Annotated in this window: 11 protein-coding genes; 4 read left to right on the forward strand and 7 right to left on the reverse strand. The window is 69.1% G+C overall.

Going from position 1 to position 15,263, the window contains the following annotated elements:
- Positions 1–195 precede the first annotated feature (195 nt).
- From dnaG to IB269_RS02455, 3 genes are read right to left on the reverse strand one after another with little or no spacing between them, the layout of a single operon-like run.
- Positions 196–2,229, reverse strand: a complete 2,034-nt coding sequence (dnaG, locus tag IB269_RS02445; protein ID WP_192366345.1) for a DNA primase — start codon at positions 2,227–2,229, stop codon at positions 196–198.
- A 41-nt stretch (positions 2,230–2,270) separates the two neighbouring features.
- Positions 2,271–4,499, reverse strand: a complete 2,229-nt coding sequence (locus IB269_RS02450; protein ID WP_192366346.1) for a sensor histidine kinase — start codon at positions 4,497–4,499, stop codon at positions 2,271–2,273.
- Positions 4,496–5,221, reverse strand: coding sequence for a response regulator transcription factor (locus IB269_RS02455; protein WP_012206841.1), 726 nt, complete (start codon positions 5,219–5,221; stop codon positions 4,496–4,498). Before IB269_RS02455 ends, IB269_RS02450 begins: the two co-directional genes overlap by 4 nt.
- 256 nt (positions 5,222–5,477) lie before the next feature.
- Here IB269_RS02455 and IB269_RS02460 point away from each other — a divergent pair, with 256 nt between their 5' ends.
- The 3 genes from IB269_RS02460 to IB269_RS02470 all read left to right on the forward strand — a co-directional run bounded on the left by IB269_RS02460 (position 5,478) and on the right by IB269_RS02470 (position 10,409).
- Positions 5,478–6,815 (forward strand): SPFH domain-containing protein, encoded by a 1,338-nt coding sequence (locus IB269_RS02460; RefSeq protein ID WP_192366347.1) that lies wholly within the window; start codon positions 5,478–5,480, stop codon positions 6,813–6,815.
- A 3-nt stretch (positions 6,816–6,818) separates the two neighbouring features.
- Positions 6,819–8,291, forward strand: coding sequence for a hypothetical protein (locus tag IB269_RS02465; RefSeq protein ID WP_192366348.1), 1,473 nt, complete (start codon positions 6,819–6,821; stop codon positions 8,289–8,291).
- Positions 8,292–8,762: 471 nt separating this feature from the next.
- Positions 8,763–10,409, forward strand: coding sequence for an acyl-CoA synthetase (locus tag IB269_RS02470; RefSeq protein ID WP_192366349.1), 1,647 nt, complete (start codon positions 8,763–8,765; stop codon positions 10,407–10,409).
- A 27-nt stretch (positions 10,410–10,436) separates the two neighbouring features.
- Here the strand turns inward: IB269_RS02470 and IB269_RS02475 are convergent, their stop codons facing one another.
- From IB269_RS02475 to IB269_RS02485, 3 genes are read right to left on the reverse strand one after another with little or no spacing between them, the layout of a single operon-like run.
- On the reverse strand, positions 10,437–10,772 hold the full coding sequence (locus tag IB269_RS02475; protein ID WP_012206837.1) for an SMR family transporter: 336 nt from the start codon (positions 10,770–10,772) through the stop codon (positions 10,437–10,439).
- A gap of 2 nt (positions 10,773–10,774) precedes the next feature.
- Complete coding sequence (gene map / locus IB269_RS02480) at positions 10,775–11,581, reverse strand: type I methionyl aminopeptidase (protein WP_034396318.1); 807 nt, start codon at positions 11,579–11,581, stop codon at positions 10,775–10,777.
- Positions 11,578–11,853: a ParD-like family protein gene (locus IB269_RS02485; RefSeq protein ID WP_012206835.1), complete on the reverse strand. Its 276-nt coding sequence runs from the start codon at positions 11,851–11,853 to the stop codon at positions 11,578–11,580. The genes map and IB269_RS02485 overlap by 4 nt, the downstream gene beginning before the upstream one ends.
- A gap of 397 nt (positions 11,854–12,250) precedes the next feature.
- On the opposite strand from IB269_RS02485, the gene IB269_RS02490 reads away from it, so the two are divergent.
- On the forward strand, positions 12,251–13,573 hold the full coding sequence (locus IB269_RS02490; RefSeq protein ID WP_096913714.1) for an NAD(P)/FAD-dependent oxidoreductase: 1,323 nt from the start codon (positions 12,251–12,253) through the stop codon (positions 13,571–13,573).
- Between the two features lie 48 nt (positions 13,574–13,621).
- On the opposite strand, the gene IB269_RS02495 is transcribed toward IB269_RS02490, so the two are convergent.
- Positions 13,622–15,253, reverse strand: coding sequence for a phospholipase D family protein (locus tag IB269_RS02495; RefSeq protein WP_192366350.1), 1,632 nt, complete (start codon positions 15,251–15,253; stop codon positions 13,622–13,624).
- Positions 15,254–15,263 lie beyond the last annotated feature (10 nt).

A 15,263-nucleotide genomic window follows, 5' to 3' on the forward strand; every position in this document is an offset into this window, starting at 1 on the left:
GCGGACGGACTAGGTCCGCCAGGGAAGCGAAAAACGTTCCAGGCAAGATGTCTGGGCGAACATTTGGTGTGCAGTCCTTGCGGGAAATTGGGCCGTGCAGTTGCTGCAATCACGTGAGTTCTTCACGGGGCCCGGTCCGGAGGTGCTGCTGTCGCTCTTGCCGATAGCCCCTAATTATATCTGCTTACCTCGATTTCAAGAGGAAGTGCGCATCTGGTTTTCCAGGACCTGCTGTCGGGCAAAGAGATCGCGATAGCGCTGGGCGGCGCTGGGGTCCCGTGCCATGTCGCGCACGGCTTCGTCGATCTGGGCCTTGATGTGGTCGATGACGATGCGGTTGAGCACGCCGCGCAGCTCGCGGCGCAGCTCGGACAGCTCGCCTTCGGGATGGGCGTGGGGGCCGCTCATCAGCTTGTCCGCCAGCACCTCATGGGGCAGGCCGCGCAGTTGCTCGCGCAGCACGGCGAAGGGCCGGGGGCCGGATTCCTGGAACTGTGCTTCCATCCAGCGGAACAGCGCGCCGTGCCCGGCGGCGCAGCGCGCCAGCGCCTCGAAGTCCTCGTGGGTGAGTTCTTCCATGAACTCCATGTGCGCCATGAGCAGGCGCGCCGCCTGGTCCGTGCGTGTGGCGGGGGCTACGCGCGGCCCCATGGGCGGCGGGTTGAAGTCGCTGCGGCCATTTTTGTCCCAGGGCTTGCGCGGCCAGGGCTTTTTGCCGCCGCGCCCGGGCTCGCCGCCACGCCAGCCGCCTGTGCCGCCGCCCTGGCTGCTCCCCTCGGGCCAGCCCGAAGGGGCGTTGTATTCGGCCGGCTGGCCCCAGTCGGGCGCGGCCGGTGCATGGCTGGCCTGGCCCGGATGGTGGGCGCCACCGGCCATGGAGCCCCGTGCGGGGCCGCTGCGGGCGGCTTCCTGCGACCACAGGTCCGAGAGATCGCGCGCATCCAGCTGCACGAGTTCGGCGATCTCGCCCAGCAGCTGGCGCTTGAGGGCGCCGTCGGGCAGTGCCGTCCACAGCGGGCGGGCATTGCTGGCCATGTGGGCACGGCCTTCGGCCTGGCCCAGGTCGCAGCCTTCGCTGGCCGCCTCGATGAGAAAGCGGCTCAACGGCAGCGCGTCGCCCACGTAGCGGGCAAAGGCTTCGCTGCCGTACTCGCGGATGAAGCTGTCCGGGTCGTGCTCGGCGGGCAGGAAGAGGAATTTGACGCTGCGCGTGTCGCTGGCATAGGGCAGGGCCGCATCGAGCGCCTTGCGCGCGGCGCGCCGGCCCGCCGCGTCGCCGTCGAAGCTGAAGACGACGGCTTCGGTAAATCGAAACAGTTTGTGAATATGGTCGGGCGTGCAGGCCGTGCCCAGCGTGGCGACGGCGTTGGCAAAGCCCAGCTGGGCCAGGGCCACCACGTCCATATAGCCTTCGGTGACCAGCGCATAGCCCATGTCGCGCAGGGCGGTGCGGGCCTCGAAGAGGCCGTAGAGCTCGCGCCCCTTGTGAAAGACCGGGGTTTCGGGCGAATTCAGGTATTTGGGCTTCTCGTCGCCGAAGACGCGGCCGCCGAAGCCGATGCACTCGCCCTTGACGTTGCGGATGGGAAACATCAGCCGGTCGCGGAAGCGGTCGTAGCGCTTGTCGTCGCCCTCGCCAACGATGACCAGGCCCGATTCTTCGAGCTGCGGATCGTCGTACTGCGGGAACACGCTGGCCAGCGACCGCCAGCCCGCAGGCGCGTAGCCCAGGCCGAAGCGCTTGGCGGTCTCGCCCGAGACGCCGCGGCGCTTGAGGTAGTCGATGGCCTGGGGCGATGCCTTGAGGTGCTTGCGGTAGGCGTCGCCTGCCTTCTCCAGCACGTCGGTGAGGGTGGCCTGTTTCTGCTTTTGCGCGGCCTGGCGCTCGCGCTCGGCGGGGCTGATGTCGTCCTGCGGCACCTGCAGGCCGACCTGGCCGGCAAGATCCTGCACGGCTTCGACGAAGCCCATGCCGGCATGGTCCATCAGAAAGCCGATGGCGTTGCCATTCTTGCCGCAGCCAAAGCAGTGATAGAACTGCTTGCTGGGACTGACGGTGAAGGAGGGCGACTTCTCGCTGTGGAACGGGCACAGGCCCATGAAGTTGGCGCCGCCCTTCCTGAGCTGCACGTAGCGTCCCACGATATCGACCACGTCGACGCGCGAGAGCAATTCCTGGATGAACGATTGGGGAATGGACACCCGCGTATTGTGCCTTCGCGGGGCCATCCGGCCGTGCCCCGGGGGCACTGGCCGGCGGTGCCCGGCCCTCAGCCCAGGCGCTGGAAGGTCAGCGTGAAGGCCACGCCATCGCGCGTGTTGTGCGCCTTGATCGTGCCGCCCATCTTCGCCATATAGGTCCTGGCCACGAACAGGCCCTGGCCCCGGTGCTCGGCGCTGCCGGCGGCGGCCGGCTCCTGGGGGGCGGACACGCCCAGCTCGAAGATGCGCTCCAGCAGGTCCTCCGCAATGGTGGCGCCCTGGTTGTGCAGCGTGGCGCTGGCGGCGGACTCCGAGGCCGACAGCGACAGCGTGATGGCCGTGCCCGCGGGCCGGTAGCTGTCGGCATTGCGCAGGATGTGGGTGACCACGTCTTCCAGCGCAAACTCGTCGGCGCGCACGATCACGGCGCCCGTGACGTCCCTGTTCCCGCCCCCGCTCCCTTCCCCGCTCCCGCCTTCGTAGACCACGTTGGCAATGCCCGCAAAGTGCGCGTTGGCGGCCACGTGGGACAGGAAGGCATTCAGGTCCAGCCGGCCTTCGGGCACGTTGGCGGCCTGCAGCGCCTCGGCCGGCGATGCCGTGCCGTAGAGCACATGCACGGCCTGCTGCATGCGCTGCACGTAGCGGTGGCCGGGGTCGTCGGGCCCGTAAAGCACCATCAGCGATTGCAGGGGCGACATGATCTCGTGGCCCACGGCATGCCACATGTCGCGTTCCTGCTGGGCGCGCAGTTGCTCGCGCTGCAGGTCGTCCTTCACGCGCTGCAGCAGGTCGGCCAGTCCGCCGGCCAGAATGCCCAGCTCGTCGGAACCACGAAGGTCCGATACTTCGAGGTCGCCCAGGCGCGGGCCGACATGGCCGTCCTGCACGTTGTAGGACACGGCGGCGGCGCGCCGGGTGAGGGCGGTCACGCGGCGGATCAGCCCCAGCTCGACGATCAGCCAGGCCAGCGCAATGGCGGCCAGCATGGCGCCCAGGTACCAGGACAGGCGCGTGGCCACGGCGGCCAGGCCCTGTTCCACATCGCGCGGGTGGCCGGTGAAGCTGACGGTGTAGTTGCCCGTGGGCGTGTCCAGAATGTCCTGGCCCGTGGGCACGGCCGGGGTCATGGTGGCGGCGGAGACGCCGGCCGCATCCAGCGGCAGCCAGCTGATCAGGCGCAGCAGCCAGGGCGCCGACGGCGCGGCCTGCACATCCACGCCCTTGAGGGTGATGGCGCTGGCCTCGTCGGCACCCACCTTGCGGATCTGCACGCGCTCGCCCGGCAGCAGGCTGCGCGAGATGTCGTTGAGCGAGGCCGCAAGCTGCGCCCCGGGCGCATTGCTGTCGAACAGCGGCGGCTCCGTGTCCCCGGGGGCCAGCATTTCCACGCGCACACGCATGCTGCCCAGGTCTTCAGGCGGCCAGACGGGGCGCACGTCCCTGCGGAACAGGGCTTCGCGGAACAGCTCGACCGGCAGGCGGATGGAGTAGTGCGTGCGGCGCAGGCAGTCGGCTGCAGGGGGTGTCTTGTCATTGCCCGCATGACCCTGCACGCCAGGCGGCAGGTCGCGGCAATGGCCGTTCTGCCAGAGCCAGCCACGGAAATCGCGCACGGGCCGCGCGCGGGCCTCAAGCTGGGGCGTGCCGTTGTCCACAAAGCCGGTGAGCCGGCCGTGCTCGCCGTTGCCGGACTTGTTGCCCTGCTGCGGCATGGCCTCATAGGGCGCGATCCAGCGGTAGGTGCTGCCGCGCATGTCGAGCGTGATGCGGGCGCGGTGCGCCTGGGCGGGCTCGCGCGAGCCGCGTTCGCGCGGTGTCAGCTCGCCTGCGAAGAAGCTGCCCACCAGATAGATGAATCCGCCTGCGTAGGGATTGTTGCCAATGGCTGCGCACAGCGAGGCGCCATCGGAGTACTGGACCGAGCAGCCGGCCATCTCCACGGCCTGCTGGGACTTTTGCGGATCGTCGAAGTCGATGGCCGCGTAGGGCAGCAGCAGCGGCGCCAGCGGCGTCACGCCCTGGCCCAGGTGGCCGGCGTTGAGCAGGGCCAGCCGGCCCGAAGGATGGCGCAGCCGCGCCATGACCTCGGCCTGGCTGCGCACAAAGCCGTGCTGGTAGGCCTGCCAGGCGCGTTCCTTCTCGTCCTTGAGCACCACCACGCTCAGCGCCACCGTGGCCACTGCCAGCAGCACGAACACGCCGCGCAGCAGGATGCGCTGGCGGAAGGCGGCCAGGCCCAGGCGAGGCACCTCCAGCCGGGGCAGCTCCAGCCTGGGGTTGAGCAGGCGCTTCATGTGCGGACGGCGGCGCCGGCCTGGCCCACCCAGCGAAAGCCGCGCATGGGCACGTTCTCTATGCCTTCGAAGCCCGGGTCCACCTCGCGCAGGGCCTCGCGGATGGTGCTGACGTGCTTGCGCACGTTGTCGCGGTTACGGCCGCTTTTGACCACCTCGAACAGCTCGTCGTAGGACACCACTTCGCCGCTGCGCTGGTGCAGCGTGGCAAGGATGCGCTGGGCAGTCAGCGGCAGGTTGATGCGCTCGCCGCGCCAGGTGGGCGTGCGCTGCCACAGCGGGTCCAGCACCAGGGCGTCGCCTGCGGGCGCTGCGGCGGCCTGCGCGGCCACGGGCGCCGCGCGCTGCGTGGTGCGCAGGATGTCCAGGAAGGTCTCGATGAAGTCCGCCTCCTCGAAGGTGGTCTTTTGCAGGTAGTCCCAGGCGTCCAGCGCTTTCATGATGCTGCGGTAGATGGCGGCCGGCATGGCCGAGACCACCAGCACCGGCGTGCCCTGGCCCAGCTTGTTGATGGCGTTGATCAGGGCCACGCCCGCATGGCGCTCGCGGCCCAGCTCGATGTCCAGCACCACGGCGTCGTAGTGTTCGCGGGCCAGGGCGGCCTCGGCCTCGTCGCGCGTGAACCACTGGTCGATCACGATGCCGCTGCGCGCACTGCGTATCCATCCCGCCAACTGGTTGCTGGTGGGCAGGTCGTCTTCGATCACGGCGATACGGGTCATGGGGCTGTGCAGTGGTGGGGTCGGGGGAGGCCGCCGTGGCGGTGTTCGCGGGATTATCTCGGCCCTGCGCCGGCCCGGGTGTGAGTTTTTCTTCCGGGGCCGGAGCGTTTGCGCTGCCGGTGTGAGCGCTTTGGTCCGTGCGCCGCGTTGTTGCTTCCGGGGTGGATCCGAACAATCGGTTCTCAATGAGCCACCCCGGTTTCCGGTGCCTCAGAAACAGCCAACAACAGCCATCACAGCCGAGAGAGAGAACACCATGAAAGCCACCTGGAACCGCATCATGCAGGCCCTGACGGGCCGCAAGTCCGCCCGCCTGGACGAAGCCGGCTCTGCCGATTCCTCCGAGCCTCCAGCCGACGCCGGCACGCTGCCGGGCAACGCGCCTCGCCGCCAGCCCGTGGACTGGGCAGTCCTGCTGCCCACGGCACGTACCGTGCGCTGGCTGGCCATCGGCGCCGTGGTGGTGGTGGCAGGTCTGGTGGTGGTGCGCAACCCGCCCGTGCAGCACCTGGAGCAGGGCACGCTGGGCGTGCGCCTGAACCAGTTCACGGGCTCGGTCAGCCTGTGGCGCGATGGCAGCGTGTGGGTGGTGCCGGGCCTGCACACGGTGCGCGTGTTCTCCCTGCGCGACCAGAGCTACCGCCCGGAGGCCATGCGCCAGGCCAATGGCAGCGCACCCCTGCAGTCGGTCGAGGGCCTGTCCCTGGGCCTGGACCTGAACGTGCGCTATGCGCTTGATCCCGCATCGCCCGCCGTCAAGGCCGGCAACCTGCCTCTGGACATAGGCGGCGACATCGTGGAGCCCGCCGTGCAGGGCCTGGTCTACAAGGTGTTTGCGCGCTACACCGTGCGCGAAATCTTCTCGACCAAGCGCGCCGAGATCGCACAGATCATGGAAACCGAACTGCGCACGCGCCTGGCGGCCGACGGCGTCACGCTGCGCAGCATCCAGATCGGCAAGGTGGACCTGCCCGCCGAGTACCGCCGCGGCATGGACAGCCTGCTGGCCGAGGAGCTGGCCTCGGAGAAAATGCGCTACACGCTGGAACTCAAGGACAAGCGCGTCAAGGAAACCGAGCTGGACGCCAATGCCGACAAGGTGCGCCGCGAAGTGGCCGCCGAAGCCGCCGCACGCGAGCAGGTGATTGCGGCGCGTGCCCAGGAAGAGGCCATGAAGCATGTGCTGCCCTTCAAGCAGCGCCAGATCGAGCAGCGCCAGCTGGAGGCCGAGGCCGAGCGCGTGGCCCGCGTGAAAGCCGCCGAGGGCAGCGCCCAGGCCCGCCGCATCGAGGCCAATGGCGAAGCCGATGCGCGCCAGAAGCTGGCCGAGGCCGAGGCCTTCCGCATGGACCGCCTGGGCAAGGTCAACGCCGAGCAGATGGCGCGCGAAGGCACCCTGGTCACGCGCTACCCGCTGCTGATCCAGAAGACGCTGGCCGACAAGCTCTCGGACAAGATCCAGGTCATCATCGCGCCCCCGCCGGCCAATGGCGACTTCATCGGCGCGGCCCTGCTGGGCGGCAGCCGCAATGCACAGGCCGGCGCAGCCTCCGTGGCGGCCGAAGATGCCAACGCAGCCGTTCAGGAGCAATAAGCCATGCTGACCGTATCGACCTTGGCCGCCGCAGCGCTGGCCACCGGCATGGGCAGCGCCATCGTGGTGCAGGATCAGGCCAGCCTGCGCGCCGCGCCGCGCGACGGCGCCCAGCAGCAGGCCAGCCTGTGGCAGGGCGAAGTGCTGGAGATCAGGGGCGAACGCCTGGACTACCTCCAGGTCTGGGACCACAAGCGCGAGCGCGGCGGCTTCATCCGCGCCGGCGATGTGCGCCGCGTGGCCATGACCGAGGCCGATGCCCCCGCCTTGCTGGCCGTGCTGCGCTTCGTGCAGGACACGCCCGGTGCCGAGGCGCTGGGCATTGGCCTGGCGGCCGCCTACCTGCAGGCCGCGCCCGCCAGGACCCTGGCCGGCGCCGAAGGCGCGCAGGCCTTCGACGCACTGGGCGGCTTTGCCGACCGGCTGGCGCGGCGCGCCTCCGCCGCTGCGCCTGGCAAGGCCTCGGGCGCCACGCTGTCGGCCCACCTGGATGTGGCCAACGGCTACGGCCTGCGCTTTGCGACCTATGAGGTCGAAGGCCGCATGCAGGTCTGCTATGAAGGCGAATTCTTCCGCCGCGTGCTGGCCATGCCCGCCGCCGACGCGCCGCAGCGCGCCCGCGCCGCCCTGGCGCTGACACGGCCCGAATGCGTGGACCCCGATCTGCCGGCCCATGAGCGCGCCCGCATGCATGCCTGGCAGGCTGATGTGCTGGAGCGCGTGGACGTGACCGGCCTGCCGCCCTACCTGCGCGGCCGCGTGCAGATGCGCCGCGCCAGCGTGTGGGCGGCGCTGGCCTTTCAGCAGGCGCGCAAGAGCATGGCCGACCCTGCCGTGGCGGCATCGGCCGCCCGGGCGCTGGCCGAGTTCACGGGCGTCAGCAAGTCCGAGCTGCCCGATGAAGACCAGAGCGCCTACAACGACGCGGCCATGCGCGTGAGCGCCGTGCGCTGGGCGCTGTCGCCTGTTGCTGCTGCGGCTCCTGCTGCCGGAGCCCGCCCGACGCTGCTGACCGAGCCCGGTGCTCCCGGCGAAACCTGCGTGCTGCTGGTGGACGCCCAGCACGGCGCCAAGGCCCCTTTGTTGCGCCGCTGCACCTATGGCGTGGTGTGGGCCGCATCGGCCAGCACCAACCGCGAGGGCACGGCCGTGGCCCTGGCCGTGCAGCCGCTGGAAGGCTGGCGCGAACTGTGGGTGCTGCGCAAGACCGAAGGCGGCTGGCTGGCCGACGTGCTGCCCCCGGCCGCCACCGCCCCGGAGACCGGCGTGGCCGAATGGGCGGGCTGGGTGCCTGGCGGCCAGCTGATGCTGGTGGCGCGCGAGGCCCGTGGCCAGGGCCGCTACCGCAAGAGCTTCGAAGTGGTGCGGCTGGACGGCCTGGCCACCGAGCGCGTGACCGGCGATGTATCGGCCCTGCCGCTGTTCCAGCGCTGGCAGGACCCGGCCTGGAAGCGCCAGTCCCTGAGCCTGCGCTGAAGCAAAAAAAAGCCTGCACCGGTGGGGTGCAGGCTCGTCTCCAACGATGCCTGGAGCGTTGCCAGGCGACTCCTCTAGGAACTCCTTGTTCGCCTTCCAGCGGTGCTGGCCGGCGAATCCAAGCGGCGATTCTACGAGTGAAGCCGGGGCCGTGCGGCCGAGTCATCTGATAAATGATGTCTTATAGAGGACTGTGGTTGTGCAGTCGCCTGGGGGACAGTCGCAGGCGCGCCTGCAGGCAGGTCAAGTGATTGTTCTGCATAAGTATTTTCAGTTTCCATGAAATTCTGAAAGTTTTGATGCCCTGCAAAGACCATGCATGCCGCTTTGGTTATCCGGGCCTGTGCGGTGGCGAGCCGGGTGGATGCGCATCAAGCTTGTGTAAGCCTGTCTTGCTATATCTTCAGGTTTCGCCAGCCTGCGGCGGCAGGCGGGCATCTCACCAGAAAACCCAGCGAACCGGAGACCACGATGACCCACATTTACGACCAGCATCTGGAGCGCAACAGCGCCAACCATGCGCCGCTCAGCCCCTTGGGCTTCATCGCCCGCACGGCCGAGGTCTATCCCGAGCGGCTGGCCGTGGTCCACGGCACGCTGCGCCGCAGCTGGGGCGAGACCTATGCGCGCTGCCGCCAGCTGGCCAGCAGCCTGCACAAGGCGGGCGTGGGCAAGAACGACACCGTGGCCGTGATGCTGCCCAATACGCCGCCCATGGTGGAGGCGCATTTCGGCGTGCCCATGGCGGGGGCCGTGCTCAATGCGCTGAACACGCGGCTGGATGCGGAAACCATTGCCTTCATGCTGGACCATGGCGAGGCCAAGGTGCTGATCGTGGACCCGGAGTTCACGGGCGTGGTGGCCAAGGCGCTGAAGCTGCGCCAGCGCAGCGCGCCTCTGCTGGTGATCCAGGTCGAGGACGCGCTGTACGGACCGGCCGCCGAGCAGGTGGGCAGCCTGGACTACGACGACTTCGTGGCCGGTGGCGATGCCGGTTTCGACTGGCAGCTGCCTGCCGACGAGTGGGATGCCATCGCGCTGAACTACACCAGCGGCACCACGGGCAACCCCAAGGGCGTGGTCTACCACCACCGGGGTGCGGCCATCAATGCCATCAGCAATGTGCTGGAGTGGGACATGCCCAAGCACGCCGTCTACCTGTGGACCCTGCCCATGTTCCATTGCAACGGCTGGTGCTTTCCGTGGACGGTGGCGGCGCGCGCGGGGGTCAATGTCTGCCTGCGCCGGGTGGAGGCACAGGCCATCTTCGACGCCATCCGCAACCACGGCGTCACGCATTACTGCGGCGCGCCCATCGTGCACGGCCTGCTGGTCAATGCGCCGGCCGCCATGAAGGAGGGAGTGCCCGCCGGAGTCAAGGCCATGGTGGCGGGCGCCGCACCACCGGCCTCGATGATCGAGGGCATGGAGCAGCTGGGCTTCGACATCACCCATGTCTATGGCCTGACCGAGGTCTACGGCCCGGCCACGGTCTGCGCCAAGCACGCAGCCTGGGATGCGCTGGACATCGGCGAACGCGCGCGCCTCAATTCCCGCCAGGGCGTGCGCTACCACCTGCAGCGCTCGGCCAGCGTGCTCGATCCGGAGACCATGGAACCCGTGCCCCATGACGGCCAGACCATGGGCGAGATCATGTTCCAGGGCAACATCGCCATGAAGGGCTACCTGAAGAACCCGCAGGCCACGGACGAGGCCTTCCGCGGCGGCTGGTTCCACACGGGCGACCTGGCCGTGCAGCATCCGGACGGCTATATACAGATCAAGGACCGCAGCAAGGACATCATCATCTCGGGCGGGGAGAACATCTCGTCCATCGAGGTCGAGGACGTGCTCTACCGCCACCCGGCCGTGCTGGCCGCCGCCGTGGTGGCCAAGCCCGATCCCAAGTGGGGCGAGACGCCCTGCGCCTTCATCGAGCTGAAGGCCGGCGCGCAGACCACGGCCGAAGACATCGTGGCCCACTGCAAGAAGCACCTGGCCGGCTACAAGGTGCCGCGCGCCGTGGTCTTTGGCGAACTGCCCAAGACCAGCACGGGCAAGATCCAGAAGTTCGAGCTGCGCCGGCAGGCCGGATCGGTCCAGGCCATCACGGGCTGATGGCCGGGCCGCGGCGCGGGCAGCGGCTCAGTGTCCGGCCGTCTTGGAAAACAGCTGGATGACCAGCACGCCCGCCACGATCAGGCCCATGCCCGCCAGCGCGGGCAGGTCCAGCGTCTGGCCCTGCCAGAGCCATCCGACCAGGGAGATCAGCACGATGCCCGCGCCGGACCAGATCGCATAGGCCACGCCCGTGGGCACGGTGCGCAGCGTCAGCGACAGGAAGTAGAAGGCCAGCGCGTAGCCCAGGACCGTGACCACGCTGGGCCACAGCCGCGTGAAGCCTTCGGACTGCTTGAGGCAGGACGTGGCCGCCACCTCGGCGACGATGGCCAGGCCCAGGTACAGGTAGTTGGACGCCATGCTCAGATGGCCGCGTAGCTGCCCGTGCCCTCGGGCCAGCGCGTGAGCACGTCGAAGCCCGTGTCGGTCACCACCACCATGTGCTCCCACTGGGCGGACAGCGACTTGTCGTTGGTGATCACCGTCCAGCCGTCGGCCAGTTCGCGCGTGGCCGCCTTGCCGGCGTTGAGCATGGGCTCGATGGTGAAGATCATGCCGGCCTCCAGCACCATGCCCTGGCCGGGCTGGCCGTAATGCAGCACCTGGGGGTCGTCGTGGTAGACCTTGCCGATGCCGTGGCCGCAGTACTCGCGCACCACGCTGAAGCGCTCGCGCTGGGCCACGGTCTGGATGGCATGGCCGATGTCGCCCAGCGTGGCGCCGGGGCGCACGGCGCGGATGCCGGCCAGCAGGGCCTCGTAGGTGGTCTCCACCAGGCGGCGCGCCTGGTTGGAGGGCTGGCCCACGTAGTACATGCGGCTGGTGTCGCCGATCCAGCCCTCGGGCGTGGTCACGGCCACATCGACATTGAGGATGTCGCCCTCGCGCAGGATCTGCCGGGCGTCGGGGATGCCGTGGCAGACCACGTGGTTGGGCGAGGTGCAGACCGTCTTCGGAAAGCCGTGGTAGCCCACGTTGGTTGGCACGCAGCGCAGTTCATCGACGATGAAGTCATGGCAGAGCTTGTCCAGGTGCTCGGTGCTGACGCCCGGCTGCACGTGGGGCACCAGCATCTGCAGGACACGGGCGGCCAGGCCACCGGCCTTGCGTGATTGCCCGATATCGAGGGCGTCGTGCAGCGGAACGCTGCGCAGCTTGGCGCCCCTCATTGCAGGCCTCCCGACAGGCGCACGGGGCGCGGGCGGCGTGCTGCCGTATCGGCGGGAGCCGGTGCCGCCTCGGGCTCGCCCAGCTTCAGCGTGGCCGCGGCCTCTTGCAGCAGCAGGGCGCAGATGCCTGCGTAGTCGAGATGGGGATGGTGTTCGGCCAGCTGGCCGACACGCAGCCAATGCTCGGCCTGGGCGTTGATGGATCGACCCAGGGCCGCGCTGGACAGGCGGATCTGGTCGTGCAATTGGTCGGATATTTTGACGATTCCCATGGGGTGGCGATCATACGGGGAATATACGTTTCGTATATTGACAATCGCAAATCGCGGGCCCGGCGGCGGGGCATTCGTGCAGGCCTGCAGATGCAGGCCGTCATGTCGTCGTCCATGCTGCGTGACGGACAGGGCGGATGCTCTTGTGTTGATAGCGCAATGATCACGTCCGGCTGGCCATCCGGCAGGGACGATGTTTTTCCTGCAGCGCGGTCCTGTACAAGACTGGGCCTTGCGCGATCGGCGGTCTTCTATCAGATATCTGTTGCAGATCTGGGGCTTACCCCTAGCAAGTCGCCTGCTACCCAAACTGACAAGAATCAAGACTGTCTGGAAGCGAATGTCCTGCAAGCCGGCGCATGGTGCGGCCGGCCGGGCCTTCCGGCAGGGAGCAGCAATGGGCAAGGAACAAGAAGCGGGTTCGGCAACGGGATCGGGCGGGGCGCGCATCGTCGTCGTGGGCGGTGGCGTGGCGGGGCTGGAGATTGCCACGGCGCTGGGCAAGGGGCGCACGGACGCCATCGGCTCGGTGACCCTGGTGGACAGCGATTCGGCCCATGTCTGGAAGCCCATGCTGCACACCATTGCAGCCGGCACGCGCGACCTGGCCCAGCAGCAGACCACCTACCTGGCCCAGGCCAGCGACGCCAGCTTTGCCTACCAGCCCGGCGAAATGTGCGGCCTGGACCGCGAGGCCCGCGAGGTGCTGCTGGCCCCCATCGAGGCGCCCGATGGCCGCGAGATCGTGCCGGGCCGGCGCATTGCCTACGACAGGCTGGTGATCGCCGTGGGCAGCGGCGCCAATGATTTCGGCACGCCGGGCGTGGACGAGCACTGCTTCATGATCGACTCACGCCGCAAGGCCGATGCCTTCAACAGCGAGATCCGCCTGCGCATGGTGCGCTGCATGACCAGCGGCGAGCAGCTGCGCGTGGCCATCGTGGGCGGCGGCGCCACGGGCGTGGAGCTGGCGGCCGAGCTGGTGCAGCTGGCCGAGAGCGCCCGGGCCTACGGCGCGCTGGGCGAGGCCGCGCGCTTCGGCATCGTGCTGATCGAGGCCGGGCCACGCCTGCTGCCCGGTTTTCCTGAAGAGATTTCCGAAGCCACGCGCCTGCGCCTGCAGGCCCTGGGCGTTTCGGTGATCGTCAACGGCCGCGTGCAGTCGGCCAGCGAAGAGGGGTTCGTGCTGGCCAGCGGCGAGTTCGTCCCCGCAGGCCTGCGCGTCTGGGCAGCGGGCGTGAAGGCCCCGGCCTTCCTGGCGCAGCTGGGACTGGAGACCACGCAAGGCAACCAGCTCAAGGTCAACGGCCAGCTGCAGACCAGCGACCCGAACGTCTACGCCGTGGGGGATTGCGCCAGCTTCACCCTGCCCGGCGCCAGCGTGCCGCTGCCGCCCACCGCCCAGGTGGCGCACCAGCAGGCCCGCTATCTGGTGGAGACGCTGCCGCGCCTGCTGAAGGAGCCGGGTTTCCGCCCCGAAGGCTTTGCCTACCGCGACTTTGGCGCCCTGGTGTCATTGGCCCATTACGACGCCTATGGATCGCTGGGCAAATTCGGCCTGTTCAACGGCGGCGTGATCCGCGGGCGCATGGCCATGCTGAGCCACATCATGCTGTACCGCTCGCACCAGGCCCGCATCTACGGCTTTTGGCGCGGCGGGCTGCTGTGGCTGATCGATTTGATGAATTCGCGCCTGCGCCCGTCGATCCGGCTGGACTGAGCGGCGGGGCCGTGCCAGACCGGGCTGCGCTGGGCTAGGCTGGGCTTGTCAGAGCAGCCCCTCGATGGGCAGCCAGCCCAGCACGCGCAGCATCAGGCGCTTGAATGCACTGCTGCCGGGCTCGGTGGTGGTGGTGAGTGGCTCAGGCGGCGTGCCGCTTTCCGTGGTCCAGCTCAGGCGGCCCTGTGCATCGATCTGCACATGGTAGGCGGCCGCTGGCAGGCTCTGGTCGAGCATGCGGCTCATCTGCGAAGCCATCTCGGGGCTGTCGATCAGCAGGCCCATCTCGGTGTTGAGGTGGGCCGAGCGCGGGTCGAAGTTGAACGAGCCCACGAAGATGCGCTCGCCATCGACCGCAAAAGTCTTCGCATGCAGGCTGGAGCCCGAGCTGCCGGGGCGGCTGCCCGAACCCACGCCCGACTTCCCGCCCGAGGACGCGGCGGGCGACGGTAGCCCCTGCCGGGGCACGCCTGCATCGGCGGCGGGCGTGTCCGGCTCGCCGATCTGGCGGCGCAGTTCGTACAGCTGCACGCCTTCCTCGATCAGCGGGCGCCGGTACCGGGCATAGCCGGCGTGGACCACGGCCACGTCGGTCGCCTCCAGGCTGTTGGTGAGTACGCGCACGGCAATGCCCTGGCGGCGCAGGCCGGCCAGGGCACGTACGCCGGCCTCGGTGGGCACGAAGTAGGGCGAGACCAGGTCCAGCTGGCGCTGCGGCTGGCCGATGGCGGGGGCCAGCTGCGTGATCAGCAGCCCCTGCCTGGGCACCTGGCCCAGCACCTTGGCCGGGTCGTCGCTGACCAGGGTGGCGCGGGCCCAGCGCAGCGGCAGGCGGCCGGCCAGCAGCTCTTGCGTGAACGGGCTTTGCGCCACGGCGCGCACATAGGCCTGGGCCTCGGGCCGCTGCACCTCGGTGGCCAGGGCCTCGCTGGCGCGCGCCACCGCATAGTCGGGCAGCGGCGGCAGCAGGCTGGCCACGGGGTAGGCCGAGGCGCTGGCCCAGTACTGGTCGAACGAGTGCGCGATATCGGCCACCACCGGCCCCATGGCGACCACGTCCAGGTCGGCGAACAGCACGCCGTCGGTGGCCGCGAAGTACTCGTCGCCGATGTTGCGTCCACCCACGATGCTGGCCTGGCTGTCGGCCGTGAAGCTCTTGTTGTGCATACGCCGCTGCGTGCGCGAGAAATCCGTCACATAGCCCAGCGCCTTGGGCGTGCGCTGCGCAAAGGGGTTGAACAGCCGCACCTCGATCTGCGGATGCCGGTCCAGCGCGCTGAGCTGCGTGTCCAGCCCCGCCGTGCCGCCGTCGTCCAGCAGCAGGCGCACGCGCACGCCCCGGTCGGCGGCCTGGCGCAGTTCGTCGAGCAGCAGGTGGCCCGTGGTGTCGTCACGCCAGATGTAGTACTGCACATCCAGTGTGCGCTGGGCCACGCGGGCCAGCAGGGCACGCGCCGCGTAGGCGTTGCGTGCATCGGAAAGCGCGTGGATGCCGGTAAGCCCCGGATGCTGGTCCAGCAGCGGTGCCAGCGCCTGGCCCAGCAGCGTGGCCTGTGCGGCCTCGGGCGGCAGCGCCGTGGATTCGCTGCGGCCAGCCAGCGGCGGCAGGCTGCAGCCTGCCAGCAGCAGGGTCAGGACGAGCGCCTGGGTGGTGGCAAGGGCGCGGCGCAGCAGGGGCATGGTGCGTTCG

This window comes from Delftia sp. DLF01, assembly GCF_014852125.1.
GTDB classification, from domain to species: domain Bacteria; phylum Pseudomonadota; class Gammaproteobacteria; order Burkholderiales; family Burkholderiaceae_C; genus Comamonas; species Comamonas acidovorans.

Bases quoted from the DNA above. Each gene is read 5' to 3' on its own strand.
- IB269_RS02475 (WP_012206837.1), bottom strand. From the start codon at position 10,772: ATGGCGTCCAACTACCTGTACCTGGGCCTGGCCATCGTCGCCGAGGTG.
- IB269_RS02460 (WP_192366347.1), top strand. From the start codon at position 5,478: ATGAAAGCCACCTGGAACCGCATCATGCAGGCCCTGACGGGCCGCAAG.
- IB269_RS02450 (WP_192366346.1), bottom strand. From the start codon at position 4,499: ATGAAGCGCCTGCTCAACCCCAGGCTGGAGCTGCCCCGGCTGGAGGTG.
- IB269_RS02470 (WP_192366349.1), top strand. From the start codon at position 8,763: ATGACCCACATTTACGACCAGCATCTGGAGCGCAACAGCGCCAACCAT.
- map (WP_034396318.1), bottom strand. From the start codon at position 11,581: ATGAGGGGCGCCAAGCTGCGCAGCGTTCCGCTGCACGACGCCCTCGAT.
- IB269_RS02490 (WP_096913714.1), top strand. From the start codon at position 12,251: ATGGGCAAGGAACAAGAAGCGGGTTCGGCAACGGGATCGGGCGGGGCG.
- IB269_RS02485 (WP_012206835.1), bottom strand. From the start codon at position 11,853: ATGGGAATCGTCAAAATATCCGACCAATTGCACGACCAGATCCGCCTG.
- dnaG (WP_192366345.1), bottom strand. From the start codon at position 2,229: ATGGCCCCGCGAAGGCACAATACGCGGGTGTCCATTCCCCAATCGTTC.
- IB269_RS02495 (WP_192366350.1), bottom strand. From the start codon at position 15,253: ATGCCCCTGCTGCGCCGCGCCCTTGCCACCACCCAGGCGCTCGTCCTG.
- IB269_RS02465 (WP_192366348.1), top strand. From the start codon at position 6,819: ATGCTGACCGTATCGACCTTGGCCGCCGCAGCGCTGGCCACCGGCATG.
- IB269_RS02455 (WP_012206841.1), bottom strand. From the start codon at position 5,221: ATGACCCGTATCGCCGTGATCGAAGACGACCTGCCCACCAGCAACCAG.